This window comes from Prevotella sp. S7-1-8, from assembly GCF_000758925.1.
Classification (GTDB): Bacteria; Bacteroidota; Bacteroidia; order Bacteroidales; family Bacteroidaceae; genus Prevotella.
The window spans coordinates 1-15,173 of the sequence record NZ_JRNC01000012.1 but is presented as its reverse complement, the minus strand read 5'-3'; the positions used below and the strand labels follow the sequence as shown (position 1 = coordinate 15,173).

Below are 15,173 nucleotides of genomic sequence, written 5' to 3'. Positions count from 1 at the left end.
GAGGGAAAAACACAAGTGCGCCGCGCATTTTTGTAAAGATATTTGGGTAGCCCACGTTTAAGCGCAATTCACGCCACGATTAGACGTTAATCACTATCTGTTTAGGCACCAATCACGTCGTGATTAAGCATTAATCACATCGCGATTAAGCAGCAATCGCAAAACCAACCCATTTTTATCAAAACAGGAAAATGACAAATTTGCCATTCCTTTCTGATACATAGGTAATTAAATAAGGATAACGTTTTTGTCGTTTCAGAACGGAAACGACTCTAAATGCCCCCATGTACAAAATATGGGAAAGTTTATGTCAAATTATTTCCTATCTTTCATTCTGTTACCAAAAAAGCAAACTTACCTTAGGGTAAACATAAAAAAAGGATTTCTCGACCCGCGAACGCTTGACCTCGAAATCCTTTCACCATTTATTTTTCATCCTCCGTCTTCACCACCTTGGGCCCGCGCACCTTCTCGTTTTTCCTCAGTCCACTCTTTATTTGGATGTTGATGCCATCGCTCAGCCCCGTCACCACTTTGCGGCGGGTATACGTCTTGTTGTCGGCCGTGCCACCAACGACATATACATAAGTGTTAGCGCCCTCAAACTCGATGGCGCTCTCCGGCACGGCAAGCACGCCCCTCGCCTCCTTCAGCACAATCTCCGCGTTGGCGCTATAGCCCGAGCGTATCTTCGTGCCACTCGTCCCATGCACCGCCGCCTTAATCTCGAACTGGTTGGCGCCATTGTTTTCCACGGCCTTGGGCGAGATATACTCCAGCGAGGCAGCGAGCTTTTCGCCCTCCATGGCGCCAACGGTAATTTTCATAGGCATGCCCACGACAATCTGCCCCACCTCTGTCTCGTCCACGTTGCCCCTAAAAATCAGGTCGCCCATGTTGGCCACCGACGCGATGGTGGTACCATCGTTGAACGTGTTGGACAGAATGACGGTGTTTCCCACCTTGACAGGCACGTCGAGGATAAGGCCGCTGATGGTGGACCGTATGAGCGTGCTGCTGGTATTGGCGTTTTGCGCCGACACGCCGTCACGCACCACCTGCAAGTTATCGTTGGCGGCCCGCACCTCCTCCTTGGCTTGCAGGTATGCCTTGCGCACTTGGTCATAGTCGTTGGCGGCTATCAACCCTTTGTCGTAGAGCGTTTTTTGCCGGTCGAAGTCCACCTTGGCTTGGCTCAGCACAATCTTTGCCGAGCGCACTCTCGCCTGCGCCGAGCTGAGCATGTTCATGTCGGGAATGACCTTCACCTTGGCTATCACCTCGCCGGCTGTCACCATGTCGCCCGCCTCTTTGTATATATTGGTGATGATACCCGATATTTGTGGTTTGACGTTCACCTCGTTGCGAGGCTCAATCTTGCCAGTCACCACCGCGGTTTTGCGCAGGTCTCTCATGGTGGGCACAAACTCCTCGTAGGCCACCGGCTGCGGCCTGCTCTTTTTCCAGAGGAATACGAACGTTCCGATAAAAATAAGCAGCACCAACGCCGCAATGATAAATTTGAAATATTTTTTCATCACCGATTATGAGTTATATGTTTTATGATTACATGTTATGAATGTGAAGCGTGGAATACAGAGGCTCGATCATTGTGGATTGAGAATTGTTAATTGTGAATTATTCATCTCTCATGGCATCCACCGGCTTTATGCTCATGGCCCTGATGGCAGGCGCGAGACCGGCCACCACGCCCAGCACGATGAGGAAAGCCAACGCTCCGAGCGCGGCCCAGAACCCTATCTGGAAATGAGCCGCCATGATGCCGTCGTTGGTATTGGCCACCTCGAGCATTTGCAAGACGAACACAGCGAAGAGTATGCCGCTCATGCCGGCCACCGTGGCGAGCGCGACGCTCTCCGAAACAATTTGCGACAGTATCATCTTGGGCGTGGCCCCGATGGCTCGTCTGATGCCTATCTCGGTGGTACGCTCGCGCACCGTGACCATCATGATGTTGGAGACACCGATGCCTCCGGCCAGCAACGTGCCTATACCGACCAGCCAAATCAGGAAGTTGACACCCTCGAACAGGCTGTCCACCATGCCAAACATCACCTCAGTATTGAAGACCGAGATGGCCTTTTCATCGGTCGGGTCAACGCGATGCGCCCTCCCGATGACATTGCGCAGCGGTTGCGCCAAGTTGCTCATGGTCACGCCAGGTTTTCCCGTGACACAAATGAGGTGTACCACATCGCCCAAATTATAGAGCCGTTGCAAAATGGTTAGCGGAATAGTGACACTTTCTTGCGCGTTGCCATTGATGTTCATGTTTCCCGGACTGTAATCCACGCCCACCACGTTGAAATACAACGAGTCTACGCGCAGCAGCTGTCCACATGGGTCTCCACCGTTGGGAAAGAGCGTCTTGTAAACCTTCTTGCCTATCACGCACACCTTACGGTCTCCCGCAATGTCCATGTCATTGAGGTATCGGCCATATAAAATGGTCGGCTCCTCCACTTTGGCATATTCCGGATAGACACCCTTGACGTTAGCCACAAACTTCTTGTCGCCAGCGACGACGGTTTTCCCCCACTCTGTCACCAATGGGGTCACTATGTCCAACTCGGGCACATTGGCGCGCAATCTCTCCACATCTTTATAAGTCATGTTCCATTGACGCCCCTTGCGGAAGCCCTCATAAGGCTTGGTTGTGGGCTGAGCGAAAGTGAAAGCGGAGTTTGTGGCAAACCCTTGGAAGTTTTTAGCCAACAACTCTTCCAGCCCATCGCCACCACCAATGAGCACCACCAACATGAACACTCCCCAGAAAACACCAAACCCTGTGAGGAACGAACGCGTCTTGTTTCGGGTGAGCGTATCCAATATTTCACGATATGTGTCAATGTCAAACTTCATGGTTCGTACTTTGTTGCTATCATTATTGCCATGCCTTGGCTCATTCGGCTCTCAACGCGTCGATAGGTTTGATGCGCGCCGCGCGCCGCGCCGGCACCATCCCCGCGATGGTTCCGGCCACAATCATCACCAACGTGGCCTCCAAACAAACACCTAATCCCACCGTGGGATTTAGAAATATGGTCATCTCAAACAATCCCGAGTCGACCGTCTTTGACCCCGCGGTGGCATCCAAATAGGCATTGGCCCCAATGCCAAGGAGCATGCCTATATATCCGAAAAAGGTGGTGATGATGACGCTCTCGACAATGATGAGCCGAAGGATGGACCATGGCGTGGCTCCGATGGCCTTGCGCACGCCAAACTCTCGGGTGCGCTCCTTGACGGTAATAAGCATGATATTGCTCACGCCGACGATACCCGATAGCAGCGTGAAGATGCCAATGATCCACAAAGCGGTACGGATAATGGACATGCCTGTGTTCATTTGGAGATTTTGGGTAAACCTGTTCCAAATCCAAATGGCGTTATCGTCATCGGGAGCCGCATTGTGGTTGGCGTTCAAATCGGTTGTGTAGCGTTTCTCAAAATCCTCGTTTTCCTGCACGCTGTTCAGTCCGTCGAAAGAAAAAATGATGTTTTCCACTTTGTCACCACGGTTATATATGGTACGAACTGTGCTGAAAGGGCAGTAAAACTGGGCATTCATCTGGCTCATGTCGCTTTTGTAAATGCCAACGATTTGAAACGCGAAGTTGTCCACCTTGACTTCCTTTCCCACCAAGGTGGCTATGTCGCCATCCACCAATTCCTTAGCTTGGTTCTCGCTGATGACCATCGCCTTGCGCCTCTGGTCATTGTCCATGTCGTTGACAAAGCGTCCGTGCAACATCTCTATCTTATTGATGTGCATAAGGTTGGGATAAACACCACATATCGTTCCACTGACATAGTTATTGCCATAAGACACTTGAACGTCGCTCTGCATGACCTGTGCGCCCAACTCCCTGACCACATTGGCGTACTTGTGCTTAGTGGTTTGCATGTCCCTGTCGTTGAGCGTGATTTCCCTTCCTTCGTTCATGCCGTCGTAAGCCTTGGACGTTCGCCCACCGCTCACTTGCATAGAGTTGGCCAAAAAGTTAGACGAATTGTGCTCGACAGCATTGATAAACCCGTTGCCGGCACCCAAGAGGAATATTATCATGAATATACCCCATGCCACGGAAAAGCCTGTCAACACAGTGCGCAGCCTGTTGCGGCGTGCCGTTGCCCATATTTCTTCGAGAATGTCAAGCATGCCAGTCTGCTATTTCATCAGTCCATTCAATCCGAATGGCGACGCGTTGTGTTCAAGGTTCTCCTCTATTTTGCCTATCATGCCATCCTTGATATGCACTATTTTGTTAGTCTCGTTGGCCACACCACTCTCGTGTGTCACCACGACAATGGTCTTTCCCTCGTCCTTGTTTAGTCTCTTGAGGAGTTTCATCACCTCCACACTCGTCTTGGAATCGAGCGCGCCGGTAGGCTCATCGGCCAAGATGACTTTTGGATTGGTGATGAGCGCGCGAGCGATGGCCACCCGCTGCTTCTGGCCTCCGGACATCTCGTTGGGATAATGGTCGGCCCAAGGCAACAGCTCCAAACGCTCAAGGTACTCCAAGGCCAGCTGATGCCGCTTGCGTCGCGACACGCCTTGGTAGAGCAGCGGCAACTCCACGTTCTCCACGGCGGTCTTGAAGCCTATGAGATTAAAACTCTGGAAGATAAAGCCTATGAACCTGTTGCGGTACTCGGCACTTCGCTTCTCGCTCAAATTCTTGATGAGCGTGCCAGCCAACACATATTCGCCGCTATCATAGTTGTCGAGAATGCCGAGGATGTTGAGCAACGTCGACTTGCCCGACCCTGACGCTCCCATGATGGAAACGAACTCACCCTCCTCGATGTCAAGGTCAATTCCCTTGAGCACATGCAGCGGCTGGGCGCCAAAATAGGTCTTGTTTATATCCTTTAAATGTATCATCGCTGTATTTGACGAGCCGAAACGGCAAAAGGTTGCAGCCCCGCAAACTATTTAAGATTATATCTAAAGGTCTGGCGAAGTTTTATCCTGACCGGTTTGCCATTCCACACTCCCGGCTTCCACACAGGCATTTTTTTCAGCACGTTATAGGCTTCTTTGGCAAAAGCAAGCGATATAGCCTTCTTCAGCTCTTCTTGTTTGAAGGTGGTCAGCTTATCAAATTTAGCGCGATTGTAGTTTGAGACAGTGCAATCCACAGCCTTAAAATTACCACAATTGCCGTTTTCGTCCACCTCAAGCATCATGATTACCTTTCCCTCCGCCCCATATTGCATCGCTATATCGGGATATTTGAGATTGTCGGAAACAAATTTTTGTCGCGCCACTTCTCCACCGGGAAACTCCGGGGCGTCAGGCGTAGCCCAGCATTTATCATCTTCAATCTCTCGCTTGTCTATCAAACCATTCTCACTCAACTTGCGAAGTTCGTTTTCCACTTTATCCAACACCACCGTGCCGAGCAGCACCTTGCCGTCCGGGTCTATTATATAATAGGTGGGAATCCAATTCACGTGGTAGTCTTGGTCTATCTTACTCTCCTTCTTCCATTTCTTCAACTCGCTGTAGTGCAGCCAGTTCATTTTGTTCTTTTGGATGCATCCGACCCACGCGTCGCGGTCGGTGTCGAACGAAACACCGATGAACCGCACACTCTTCGGACTGTACTCATCGTGGATTTGCTTCAACTTAGGAATGTCCCTTCGGCAGTCCGGACACCACGAAGCCCAGAAATCGATCACCACGTAGCTCCCCCGAAAGCTGCTCAAGGAGGTATTATCCGTAGTGTCTTTAGCGTCTACGACAAACTCGGGAGCCACCGTGCCTGGCCGAAGCAGGTCGGCGGCATACTTTACGTCAGGGTCTTCAACATTGCCTTGGGCGTTTGTCATAACAACACCAGCCAGCAGAAGCATGGTCATCAATAACAACTTTTTCATAACTTAAAAGTGCGTTTTATTGTTTTTTTATTTTTAACGTTTGGTCACAATAGTCCACCACGGCTGGCCTGTGGGTGATAAATATCACCGTCTTGTCGTGTTTGGCCAATACGTTTCGCAACAATTGTCGCTCGGTGTCCGGGTCAAGGGCCGACGTTGCCTCGTCGAAGAGCATCACGCCACGCCCACGAAGCAACGCGCGGGCTATGGCTATGCGTTGCGCCTGCCCCTCCGACAGTCCGCCTCCCGACTCGGAGCACACCGTGTCCAAGCCCTCGGGCAAATCCAACACAAACTCGGCACAACTCTCCCTGAGCGCGGACTTCATCTCCTCGTCGGTAGCGTTGAGCTTGCCAAGACGCAGGTTGTCCCTGATGGTTCCGCTCATCAGCGTGTTGCCTTGGGGCACGTACACAAAATTGCAACGCATCCTCGGCGACAACTCGCGACACTTTTTCTCGTTGTATATCTCCACTTTGCCTTTCCGTGGCTTGACGAGCGCGAGTATCATGCGCACCAAAGTGGTCTTGCCGGCGCCCGTCTCGCCAAGCACCGCCGTGCACGAACCGGGTGGGAAATCGAAATTGAGGTCTTGTATCACGTCGCCATCCTTGTCGTCATAACAATAGCTCACGCCGCTAAAACGAACGCCGCAAGGAGGCTCCATGGCAATGGGGGCGCCTTGTTCGTCCAATGGGCTTTCCTCCAACTCCATCAATCGCTCGGCCGCCGTGAACACCGACACGAAAGCGGGAACAAGCTTCGTAAGGTTGCGAGCAGGGTTCTGAATGCGGTTTACCAATTGCAAGAAAGCCGTCATGCCACCAAATGTCAACGTGTTATCGGACAACCTGATGGTCGCCCAAAGAAAAGCCACAAGATAGCCAAGGGCAAAACCGAAGTTCAGCACCAAGTTGCTGAAAACCGAAAAGGCCGTGCGCTTAACCACACGTTGCCGTAAAACGCTCTGCATGGACTCCAGACGGTCCACCATCGAGGTCTCACTCTCGAGTGTCTTGATGAGCATGCGGTTCTGCACGGTTTCTTGAAGCACGCTCTGTACGTCAGAGTCTGAGTTACGAACGGCGCGCGTAAGTTTGCGCATGCGTCTTACATAGACCTTGCTCAACACCACGAACACAGGCACGATGGCCACCGTGATAAGCGCCAACGTGGCGTCCATGGAGAACAAATAAAAAAAAGCGCCGACAAAGAGCGTGAGCACCGACAGCGTGTTTGGGATGACCTCGGTGAGAAAGTTGACCACCGTGCCAACGTCTGTCTCCAGCCGATTGAGCACATCGCCCGAGTGCATTTTCTCTCGTCCCTGCCACTCTGAGCGCAATATACGGTCGAGCATGCGTTGCTGCATTCGGTTTTGCGCGCGTATGCCCAATATATTGCGCACCCAAACGCCCGCTATATTGAGTGCGAAACCGCACAACACCAATGTGCCCATCAAGGCCACGGCACAGTAAATAGAACCATCCACATGGTTGGACGCCACGTCGATGGCATGCTGAACGGCCCAAACCTGAGCGAGAGAAACGCCAACCGATGCCAAGCCGATAAGCGCGTTCAACGTAGCCTGCAACCTGTTGCCACGCCATGACAACCACAACCACCGCAGGATGGCGGTGGAAGAAAATCGCCGCGAACTACCCGACAGTTTGGTTAGCAATATAGATAGCCACCCGCGCGAACCATCCGCGTTGACACCCTTGGTGCCGGTCATGGTACGTTTTGTATCCGAAAAAATGTTCTTATGCTCAAAATCTTTCATCTTGGCAGTGTACTTGTCGCCACCATGCTACGCAATATGATTAGCGATCGCTCATTCTTTATCTTTATATAGGATGGCGTGGAGCAATACATCCTAACGTTGATCCATGCCCCACATCAGCTTATCACGCAGCGTGGAAAAGTAATGGCTACCCTTATGCTTCACTATTTTTATATCGTAGGATGCCTTCTTGACGCGTATTTTTGAACCCTCGCGCAACTTTTCCGAACGTCCATCAATGGCAGCCAAGAAATTATGGTTGCGACTTTCCACCTCAAGGTCTATCACACTGTCATCATTGATTACGATGGGGCGGACGTTCAGGCTATGTGGCGCCACTGGGCTGATGACCAAATTACGCGCGGAAGGCACGATGATGGGGCCGCCGTTAGACAGGTTGTACGCCGTGCTGCCCGTGGGTGTGGCTATGATGAGACCGTCTGCCTGATACGTTACCAAGAACTTTCCATTGACACTGCACTTGATTGAAATCATGGAGGCGTTGTCTCTTTTGAGCACCGCTATATCGTTCAACGCATACGGCCGGCCTTTTATCTTCTCACCGTCCACCTCAATCTTTATCACTGAATGAGCCTCTATCGCACAATCACCTTTGTACAACTCGTCAAGGGCGTTTTCTATCTCGGCTGGCAGCACGTCGGCTAAAAAGCCCAACCGTCCCATATTGACACCTATTATAGGTATATTACGCCCTCCAACACGGTTGGCGGCTTTTAAAAATGTGCCATCACCACCCAACGAGATGACGTAATCGGCCTCAAAATCACAATCGTCAAACACGCCCGAACACACAATATCAACATGCAGTTTCTGCCTGAGAACGTTATAGTATGCACGATCAATGCGAACATCCGCCTCGCGCGCGTTGAGATAATCCAACACACGCTGGACAACCATTGACTTTCGAGCCTGGTATTCGTTGCCGATAAGAGCGAAACAAAGCTTTCGGTTTGCCATATATCTGTTGTTAGCTATTCTTCGAGCTGCCACCGCTCATTTCTTTTTATGGCGCAACAAGCGGTCTATGCAGCGTGCCGCAATCACCATCCACGCAGTGCGTCGGGCTTACATCTCTTGCAAATATACATAGAATTGTTGAAAATTCGAGACGCCAACCCAATTATTTATTTAATTCTTTTTACAAAAGCGTCCTTTTGTTACAAATCCGTTTCTTCCTTATACAATATATTGGCCTGTCGCTTGGTTATACCAACAACAAGAAGTATCTTTGTCGTATCACCAAACAGCTTTGTAATTATGGACCACTTTTTTTTTGAAAACTGCCTTCGTCTCGTCTTGGCGCTCATACTTGGGGGTATCGTGGGCATCGAGCGCGAATACCGCTCCAAGGACGCTGGCTTCCGCACTCACTTTCTCGTGGCGCTTGGCGCGGCCCTGTTCACAATCATTTCGCAATATGGTTTTGGCGACGCTGTGAGAGACACTTCGCGCGTGGCGGCTCAAGTGGTATCAGGTATCGGTTTTCTTGGCGCGGGCCTCATCGTCTTTCAGCGCAACGTGGTGCGCGGCCTCACCACGGCGGCAGGCCTATGGGTCACCGCGGCCATCGGCATGGCGTGTGGCGCCGGGATGTTCTATGTGGCGGCGCTGGTCACCGGCCTCATCCTTTTTGGATTGGAGGTGCTCAACGAGATCATTCCACAAGTGGGCACCACGGCACTGCAATTAGCGTTTACCTCTGACTCGAAAGAGAGCGCCAAGCGCGTCATCGAGCAAATTAAGAGTGACTGCAAAGAGGTCTACTCGTTCGAATTGCACGACCGCCGAACATCGCACGGCAGCATTTATGAGGTCAAAATGGAGATAAAAGTGCTAAGCGGCGACCACAATAGGCGCATACTCGACTACATGAACGAGTTTGACGACGTGACGATGATGAGCATAGAGTAGCTCGCCAAGCCACTTTTCCATATCGGATGATTTGGCGCCAATGAGGAAATCGACATTCCAGCGAGCGATTTAAAGCACATTCCCACCAATCGCGAGACAAGGGTCAAGGCGGCGAAAGATATACCTTTTTTATATTTTTAAGCCGATCAGGCCCTTATCTATCGAAAAAATTGCGTAAGTTTGTAAAGGATTATTGTGGCGACAACGTTGTCTCCGCATTTAAAACATACTCACTATGGCTAAAGTTTATACATTTTTGGCCAACGGCTTCGAAGAGGTAGAGGCGCTGGCTCCCGTGGACATCTTTCGTCGCGCGGGCATTGACATCAAGACCGTGAGCGTCACGGGGTCAGAATATGTAGAATCGTCGCACGGCGTGACCGTGAAAGCCGACTTGCAATTTGGCAGTCCAGCCGACTACGCAGACGCCGACATGCTGCTCCTGCCTGGCGGAATGCCCGGTTCGACCAACCTGAACGAGCACGAAGGCGTGCGCCAAGCGTTGATTGAGCAACACAAGCGCGGCAAGCGCATTGGCGCCATCTGCGCGGCACCGATGGTGCTTGGGTCATTGGGATTGCTCCAAGGCAAAAAAGCCACTTGCTCGCCCGGCTTCGAGAAATACCTCACGGGCGCCACCTATACGGCCGAGCTGTACCAAGAAGACGGCAACATCATCACCGGCGAGGGGCCAGCCGCCACCCTGCCCTACGCCTATCGCATACTGAGCTTTTTCGTGGGCGAAGAGAAATCGGCCGAGTTACAGAAGAAAATGCAGTATGCGCATCTCATGGAAAAGAGATAGGCGATGGACTACGCTATCATCGTAGCCGGCGGCAAAGGGCTGCGCATGGGTACCGAACTGCCCAAACAGTTCCTGCCCTTGCGCGGCAAACCCGTGCTGATGCATACCATAGAGCGTTTCAACGCATACAGCGACGCGATAGGTATCATCGTCGCGCTGCCCCAAGAGCAACAGGATTTTTGGCTCCATTTGTGCCAAAAACACGCGTTCAAGATACCGCACACCGTGGTCAACGGGGGCGCCACGCGCTTCGACTCGTCCAAAAACGGATTGGCCGCCGTGCCCGACGGCACGAATGGCGTGGTGGCTTTTCACGATGGCGCGCGCCCTTTCGTATCAACAGCCGTCATAGAACGATGCTTCGCCGCGGCCCGCAAGCACCAAGCCGCCATACCCGTGACGCCCGTCACCGACTCACTGCGCCATGTGGAAAACGGACAATCGCACAACGTGCGGCGTGATCTTTTCCGCGCGGTGCAAACACCACAAGTCTTCGACATAGCGTTGGCCAAGCGCGCTTTCAACCAGCCCTACAGCCAATCGTTCACCGACGACGCGTCGGTGATAGAGAGCTTGGGCCACGCGATAGCCATGGTGGAGGGCGAACGGGAGAACATCAAGCTCACCACCCCACTCGACCTGAAACTCGCCGAGCTGCTCACGACAGACCTCTGACACACCACACCGCGAGCATGGGAAACATCCTTGAACAAGACATCACGTACCTTCCGGGCGTAGGCCCGCACAGAAAGGAGATATTGAGCGGGCAGCTCAACATCCGCACATGGCGCGACCTGTTGGAGTATTACCCCTACAAATACGTGGATCGCACCAAGGTCTACGCCATATGCGAGCTCAACGGCGACATGCCTTTCGTGCAAGTGAAAGGCAAGATACTCAGTTTCGAGGAGTTTGCCATGGGCAATCGCAAGAAGCGCGTGGTGGCGCACTTATCCGATGGCACCGGCGTGGCGGACATCGTGTGGTTTCATGGCTCGCAATATGTTTACAAAAACTACAAGGTGGGCGATGAGTACATCGTCTTTGGGCGGCCCGCCGTCTACCAAGGCCGGTACCAATTCGCGCACCCCGAGATGGAACGGGCGGCGGATTTGAAACTGGACGAGATGGGCATGCAGCCCTATTACGTCACCACCGAGAAGATGAAAGCCAGAGGCATGCAGTCGCGCGCCATCGAGAGGCTCACAAAGACGCTCGTCACGCGCATACCCGATGGCGCCATACCAGAGACACTGCCGACCAACATGACCAAGCGACTGCACCTGATACCGCGCGAAGAGGCTTTCAGAAAAATACACTACCCACGCTCGTTGGACGACGTGCAGCGCGCGCAAACACGACTGAAATTTGAGGAGTTGTTCTACGTACAACTCAACATCCTACGCTACGCCTCCGAACGAAAGAAAAAATACAAGGGCTACGTGTTCAGCAAAGTTGGCCCCATCTTCAACAGCTTTTTCAACCACAACTTGCCTTTCGAACTAACAGGAGCGCAAAAACGCGTGATGCACGAGATACGCGACGACATGCGCACGGGCGAGCAGATGAACCGACTGCTACAAGGCGACGTGGGGTCGGGCAAGACATTGGTGGCCCTTATGGCCATGCTCATCGCCATGGACAACGGCTTTCAGGCGTGCATCATGGCCCCAACGGAGATACTGGCCGAACAACACCTTGACACCCTGCTCTCGTTTCTCAAAGGCATGCGCGTGCGGGTGGAACTGCTCACCGGCATGGTGAAAGGCAAAAAGCGCGCCAAGATACTCTCCGATTTGGCCAAAGGCGACATCGACATCCTCGTGGGCACCCATGCCATCATCGAGGAAACGGTGGTGTTCAAGCGGCTGGGCATGGCCGTGGTGGACGAGCAGCACCGATTTGGCGTGGCGCAACGAGCCAAGCTATGGCGCAAAAGCGAGCGGCCGCCACACATACTCGTCATGACAGCCACGCCCATACCGCGCACCTTGGCCATGACCGTCTACGGCGATTTGGACGTGAGCGTCATTGACGAGCTGCCCCCTGGTCGAAAACCCATTGTGACAATACATAAATATGACAACCAGACCACCTCGCTATACAATGGCATCAGGCAGCAAATCAAGGAAGGCAGGCAGGTGTACATCGTATTCCCGCTGATAGAAGAAAGCGAGAAAATAGACCTGAAAAATCTCGAAGACGGGTTCAAGACCCTTTGCGAGGTGTTTCCCGAATACCGTCTCAGCAAGATACACGGACGCATGAAAGCCAAAGAGAAGGATGAGGAGATGCGCAAATTCGCGAGCGGCGAGACACAGATACTCGTGGCCACGACCGTCATAGAGGTGGGCGTGAACGTGCCCAACGCCTCGGTGATGGTGATACTCGACGCCCACCGATTCGGGCTGTCCCAACTGCACCAGCTGCGCGGGCGAGTGGGCCGCGGGGCCAAGCAGAGCTACTGCTTGTTGGTAACGGGTTACGAATTGGCCACCGAGACGCGCAAACGCATAGACATCATGTGCCAAACCAACGACGGATTTCGCATAGCCGAGGCCGACTTGAAGCTGCGAGGTCCCGGCGACTTGGAGGGCACGCAGCAGAGTGGCGTCGCGTTCGACCTGAAAATAGCCGACATAGCTCGCGATGGGCAAATCGTCCAGTTGGCCCGTGACGAGGCGAAAAAAATCATAGAAGACGACCCACAGTGCGAGAAGGAGCAGTACAGCCTGTTCTGGAAACGTCTGAAAGAGCTGCGAAACACCAACGTAAACTGGTCGGCCATCAGCTGATCATGGACAAAAGACGATTGAGGCAACAGATATACAAACACACGAATTATTTTGACAACAACCGCTCCGTGACGTGCGTATTCGCAAACAGAAACAGCCTTGTTCGTAAATACGGCCAAAATGAGCCACTTGCGCAAACGCCTACAAATAAGCCACTTGTGAAGACATACAACCTTTTCACTTTGTTTTTTTTGTTTTTCTCCTTGCCATCGATACCCAATGGCGGCGCGTTCGCTACCCAATGACAACGCCATCAAGCCTTAATCAGCATGCGTTTAGCGGCCAAACGTGGCACGAACAGTGCCCAATCGGCGCAAGCGGTGGCAAAAATCACGCGGAAAACGGTGACCCGGCACTTCAAACACACAATCATGACACCTAACGCGCGCATTTTACAAGACACGCTTTTCACTCCGTTTTATTGACAACAATCCACTTGGCATGACACCCGCGACGGGCCCATTGTCGCACGACCATCGAGACAATACGGCACAACACACAAGGCATCGCGACCAAGGGCATGGCGCATCACGGTTCCACCAACCACATTGTTCTCGCCCAGAACTTACATGCCGCAGCCGTGGAACAAAACAAGCAACATCTCAAGCGGCGCGCAACAAAATGGCTATCCTCTGAAAACCAAACGCGCAAACACATTGGAAGCCTCAGGTTTTCCACAATTTACAATGATTACAATATAGTGAACAACATGCCCCAAAATGTTAATCACGGCCGGAAAACAAAAAGATTATGTTAAATAGTAATTATTTTTATACCGTTTTGTAGGATACAAGTGGATATTTTTATTATATTTGTGACATCTTTTGGAAAACAGACCGATTTCGTTTGGCAAATCTCTCTTTTTTCTTTTTGGGACGTACGCTACATCCCATCATAAAAATCTAAAGTACAAAACAGAGCTTATGGCTTTAAAAAAGACATTAAAGACCCTGACCATATCACTTCTTTTTGCCCTCGTGGCAGAGCCTGTCGCCGGTCAAGATTTGTTGGCACGACAAGCGCCAGTGGACAGACGAGCAAAAAAATTGGACTCCATAGAGGTTAGGAGCGTCATAGCAAGAGAAAATATCGCATCCCCCGCGGCCCAACTATATGGAGACGAATGGAACAACAGATACACCCATCACCAAACAGAGCTACCCGACTCATTCATTATCAACCTTCGCCATTTCTGCATGCCAACGCCCAGCCGGGTTGTGACAAGCAATTTTGGCAATCGCTGGGGACGCCAACACAAAGGCCTTGATATCAAAGTTTATATCGGCGACACCATCCGCGCGGCCTTCAACGGCAAGATACGCATCGTGAGATACGAGCCTCGCGGCTATGGCAACTATGTGGTGATACGCCATCCCAATGGGTTGGAGACCATTTATGGGCACTTGTCCAAACAATTGGTAAGAGAGAACCAAGTGGTCAGGGCAGGCGAGCCTATCGGCCTCGGAGGCAACACCGGCCGAAGCACGGGTTCCCACCTGCACTTCGAGACACGTCTATGCGGCGTGGCGCTAAACCCTGGGCTGTTCTTCGATTTTCGCAACCAGGATGTCGTGGCTGACCAAGTGCTCTTCAGCAAGGCCACTTACGAAAGGGAGTCGAGAAACGCTACGCGCGAGCGTGGCAAAGTGGGCAACGGCGGATACACGCGCGATCAAATATACGGCGTGCCCGGACGCAGCAAGGACAACATGGCCGCCTACGCCATGAGCGCGGCCAACCAGCCTGAACGCGTGTATTACAAGGCGGTGAAAGGAGACACGCTTGAGTCTATTGCCAAAAAATGCGGCGTGACAATCAATGAGATTTGCAGGCTCAACGGTTATCGCAAAAATCAAAGAGTGCGACCTGGGCAAATCATAAGGTACGTGTAACATTTTTAAGACACACTGACAGCGCCCTTAACGGCGACGCCCGCCTGAACATGTTC

The 15,173-nt window shown here is 52.1% G+C and carries 12 protein-coding genes; 5 read left to right on the top strand and 7 right to left on the bottom strand.

The features are described from left to right. Positions 1 to 425 precede the first annotated feature (425 nt). The 7 genes from HMPREF1640_RS02160 to HMPREF1640_RS02130 all read right to left on the bottom strand — a co-directional run bounded on the left by HMPREF1640_RS02160 (position 426) and on the right by HMPREF1640_RS02130 (position 8,671). Positions 426 to 1,538 carry an efflux RND transporter periplasmic adaptor subunit gene (locus HMPREF1640_RS02160; RefSeq protein WP_036892027.1) on the bottom strand — a complete coding sequence of 371 codons (1,113 nt, stop codon included), beginning with the start codon at positions 1,536 to 1,538 and terminating at the stop codon, positions 426 to 428. A gap of 100 nt (positions 1,539 to 1,638) precedes the next feature. Further along, positions 1,639 to 2,883: an ABC transporter permease gene (locus tag HMPREF1640_RS02155; protein ID WP_036892026.1), complete on the bottom strand. Its 1,245-nt coding sequence runs from the start codon at positions 2,881 to 2,883 to the stop codon at positions 1,639 to 1,641. Between the two features lie 40 nt (positions 2,884 to 2,923). Further along, positions 2,924 to 4,183 carry an ABC transporter permease gene (locus HMPREF1640_RS02150; protein ID WP_036892025.1) on the bottom strand — a complete coding sequence of 420 codons (1,260 nt, stop codon included), beginning with the start codon at positions 4,181 to 4,183 and terminating at the stop codon, positions 2,924 to 2,926. A 9-nt stretch (positions 4,184 to 4,192) separates the two neighbouring features. Beyond that, positions 4,193 to 4,912, bottom strand: coding sequence for an ABC transporter ATP-binding protein (locus HMPREF1640_RS02145; RefSeq protein WP_036892023.1), 720 nt, complete (start codon positions 4,910 to 4,912; stop codon positions 4,193 to 4,195). Positions 4,913 to 4,959: 47 nt separating this feature from the next. Beyond that, a complete protein-coding gene (locus HMPREF1640_RS02140) occupies positions 4,960 to 5,910 on the bottom strand; it encodes a thioredoxin-like domain-containing protein (protein WP_036892021.1) in 951 nt (316 codons plus the stop codon). A 16-nt stretch (positions 5,911 to 5,926) separates the two neighbouring features. Next, positions 5,927 to 7,693 carry an ABC transporter ATP-binding protein gene (locus HMPREF1640_RS02135; protein ID WP_231565818.1) on the bottom strand — a complete coding sequence of 589 codons (1,767 nt, stop codon included), beginning with the start codon at positions 7,691 to 7,693 and terminating at the stop codon, positions 5,927 to 5,929. A 93-nt stretch (positions 7,694 to 7,786) separates the two neighbouring features. Next, the gene (locus HMPREF1640_RS02130) at positions 7,787 to 8,671 is read right to left on the bottom strand and encodes an NAD kinase (protein ID WP_036892019.1); all 885 of its coding nucleotides are present in this window, start codon (positions 8,669 to 8,671) and stop codon (positions 7,787 to 7,789) included. Between the two features lie 300 nt (positions 8,672 to 8,971). Here HMPREF1640_RS02130 and HMPREF1640_RS02125 point away from each other — a divergent pair, with 300 nt between their 5' ends. From HMPREF1640_RS02125 to HMPREF1640_RS02100, 5 genes are all read left to right on the top strand, one after another. Continuing rightward, positions 8,972 to 9,625, top strand: a complete 654-nt coding sequence (locus HMPREF1640_RS02125; protein ID WP_036892018.1) for an MgtC/SapB family protein — start codon at positions 8,972 to 8,974, stop codon at positions 9,623 to 9,625. Positions 9,626 to 9,860: 235 nt separating this feature from the next. Next, positions 9,861 to 10,430 carry a DJ-1 family glyoxalase III gene (locus tag HMPREF1640_RS02120; RefSeq protein ID WP_036892016.1) on the top strand — a complete coding sequence of 190 codons (570 nt, stop codon included), beginning with the start codon at positions 9,861 to 9,863 and terminating at the stop codon, positions 10,428 to 10,430. Positions 10,431 to 10,433: 3 nt separating this feature from the next. Beyond that, on the top strand, positions 10,434 to 11,105 hold the full coding sequence (locus HMPREF1640_RS02115) for a 2-C-methyl-D-erythritol 4-phosphate cytidylyltransferase (protein WP_036892015.1): 672 nt from the start codon (positions 10,434 to 10,436) through the stop codon (positions 11,103 to 11,105). 17 nt (positions 11,106 to 11,122) lie between these two features. Further along, the gene (recG, locus tag HMPREF1640_RS02110) at positions 11,123 to 13,225 is read left to right on the top strand and encodes an ATP-dependent DNA helicase RecG (protein ID WP_036892014.1); all 2,103 of its coding nucleotides are present in this window, start codon (positions 11,123 to 11,125) and stop codon (positions 13,223 to 13,225) included. 923 nt (positions 13,226 to 14,148) lie between these two features. After that, positions 14,149 to 15,117 (top strand): M23 family metallopeptidase, encoded by a 969-nt coding sequence (locus tag HMPREF1640_RS02100; protein ID WP_036892012.1) that lies wholly within the window; start codon positions 14,149 to 14,151, stop codon positions 15,115 to 15,117. Positions 15,118 to 15,173 lie beyond the last annotated feature (56 nt).

Excerpts from the sequence above, each read along its gene's own strand:
- HMPREF1640_RS02160 (WP_036892027.1), bottom strand. The coding sequence starts at position 1,538 with ATGAAAAAATATTTCAAATTTATCATTGCGGCGTTGGTGCTGCTTATT.
- HMPREF1640_RS02155 (WP_036892026.1), bottom strand. The coding sequence starts at position 2,883 with ATGAAGTTTGACATTGACACATATCGTGAAATATTGGATACGCTCACC.
- HMPREF1640_RS02150 (WP_036892025.1), bottom strand. The coding sequence starts at position 4,183 with ATGCTTGACATTCTCGAAGAAATATGGGCAACGGCACGCCGCAACAGG.
- HMPREF1640_RS02145 (WP_036892023.1), bottom strand. The coding sequence starts at position 4,912 with ATGATACATTTAAAGGATATAAACAAGACCTATTTTGGCGCCCAGCCG.
- HMPREF1640_RS02140 (WP_036892021.1), bottom strand. The coding sequence starts at position 5,910 with ATGAAAAAGTTGTTATTGATGACCATGCTTCTGCTGGCTGGTGTTGTT.
- HMPREF1640_RS02135 (WP_231565818.1), bottom strand. The coding sequence starts at position 7,693 with ATGAAAGATTTTGAGCATAAGAACATTTTTTCGGATACAAAACGTACC.
- HMPREF1640_RS02130 (WP_036892019.1), bottom strand. The coding sequence starts at position 8,671 with ATGGCAAACCGAAAGCTTTGTTTCGCTCTTATCGGCAACGAATACCAG.
- HMPREF1640_RS02125 (WP_036892018.1), top strand. The coding sequence starts at position 8,972 with ATGGACCACTTTTTTTTTGAAAACTGCCTTCGTCTCGTCTTGGCGCTC.
- HMPREF1640_RS02120 (WP_036892016.1), top strand. The coding sequence starts at position 9,861 with ATGGCTAAAGTTTATACATTTTTGGCCAACGGCTTCGAAGAGGTAGAG.
- HMPREF1640_RS02115 (WP_036892015.1), top strand. The coding sequence starts at position 10,434 with ATGGACTACGCTATCATCGTAGCCGGCGGCAAAGGGCTGCGCATGGGT.
- recG (WP_036892014.1), top strand. The coding sequence starts at position 11,123 with ATGGGAAACATCCTTGAACAAGACATCACGTACCTTCCGGGCGTAGGC.
- HMPREF1640_RS02100 (WP_036892012.1), top strand. The coding sequence starts at position 14,149 with ATGGCTTTAAAAAAGACATTAAAGACCCTGACCATATCACTTCTTTTT.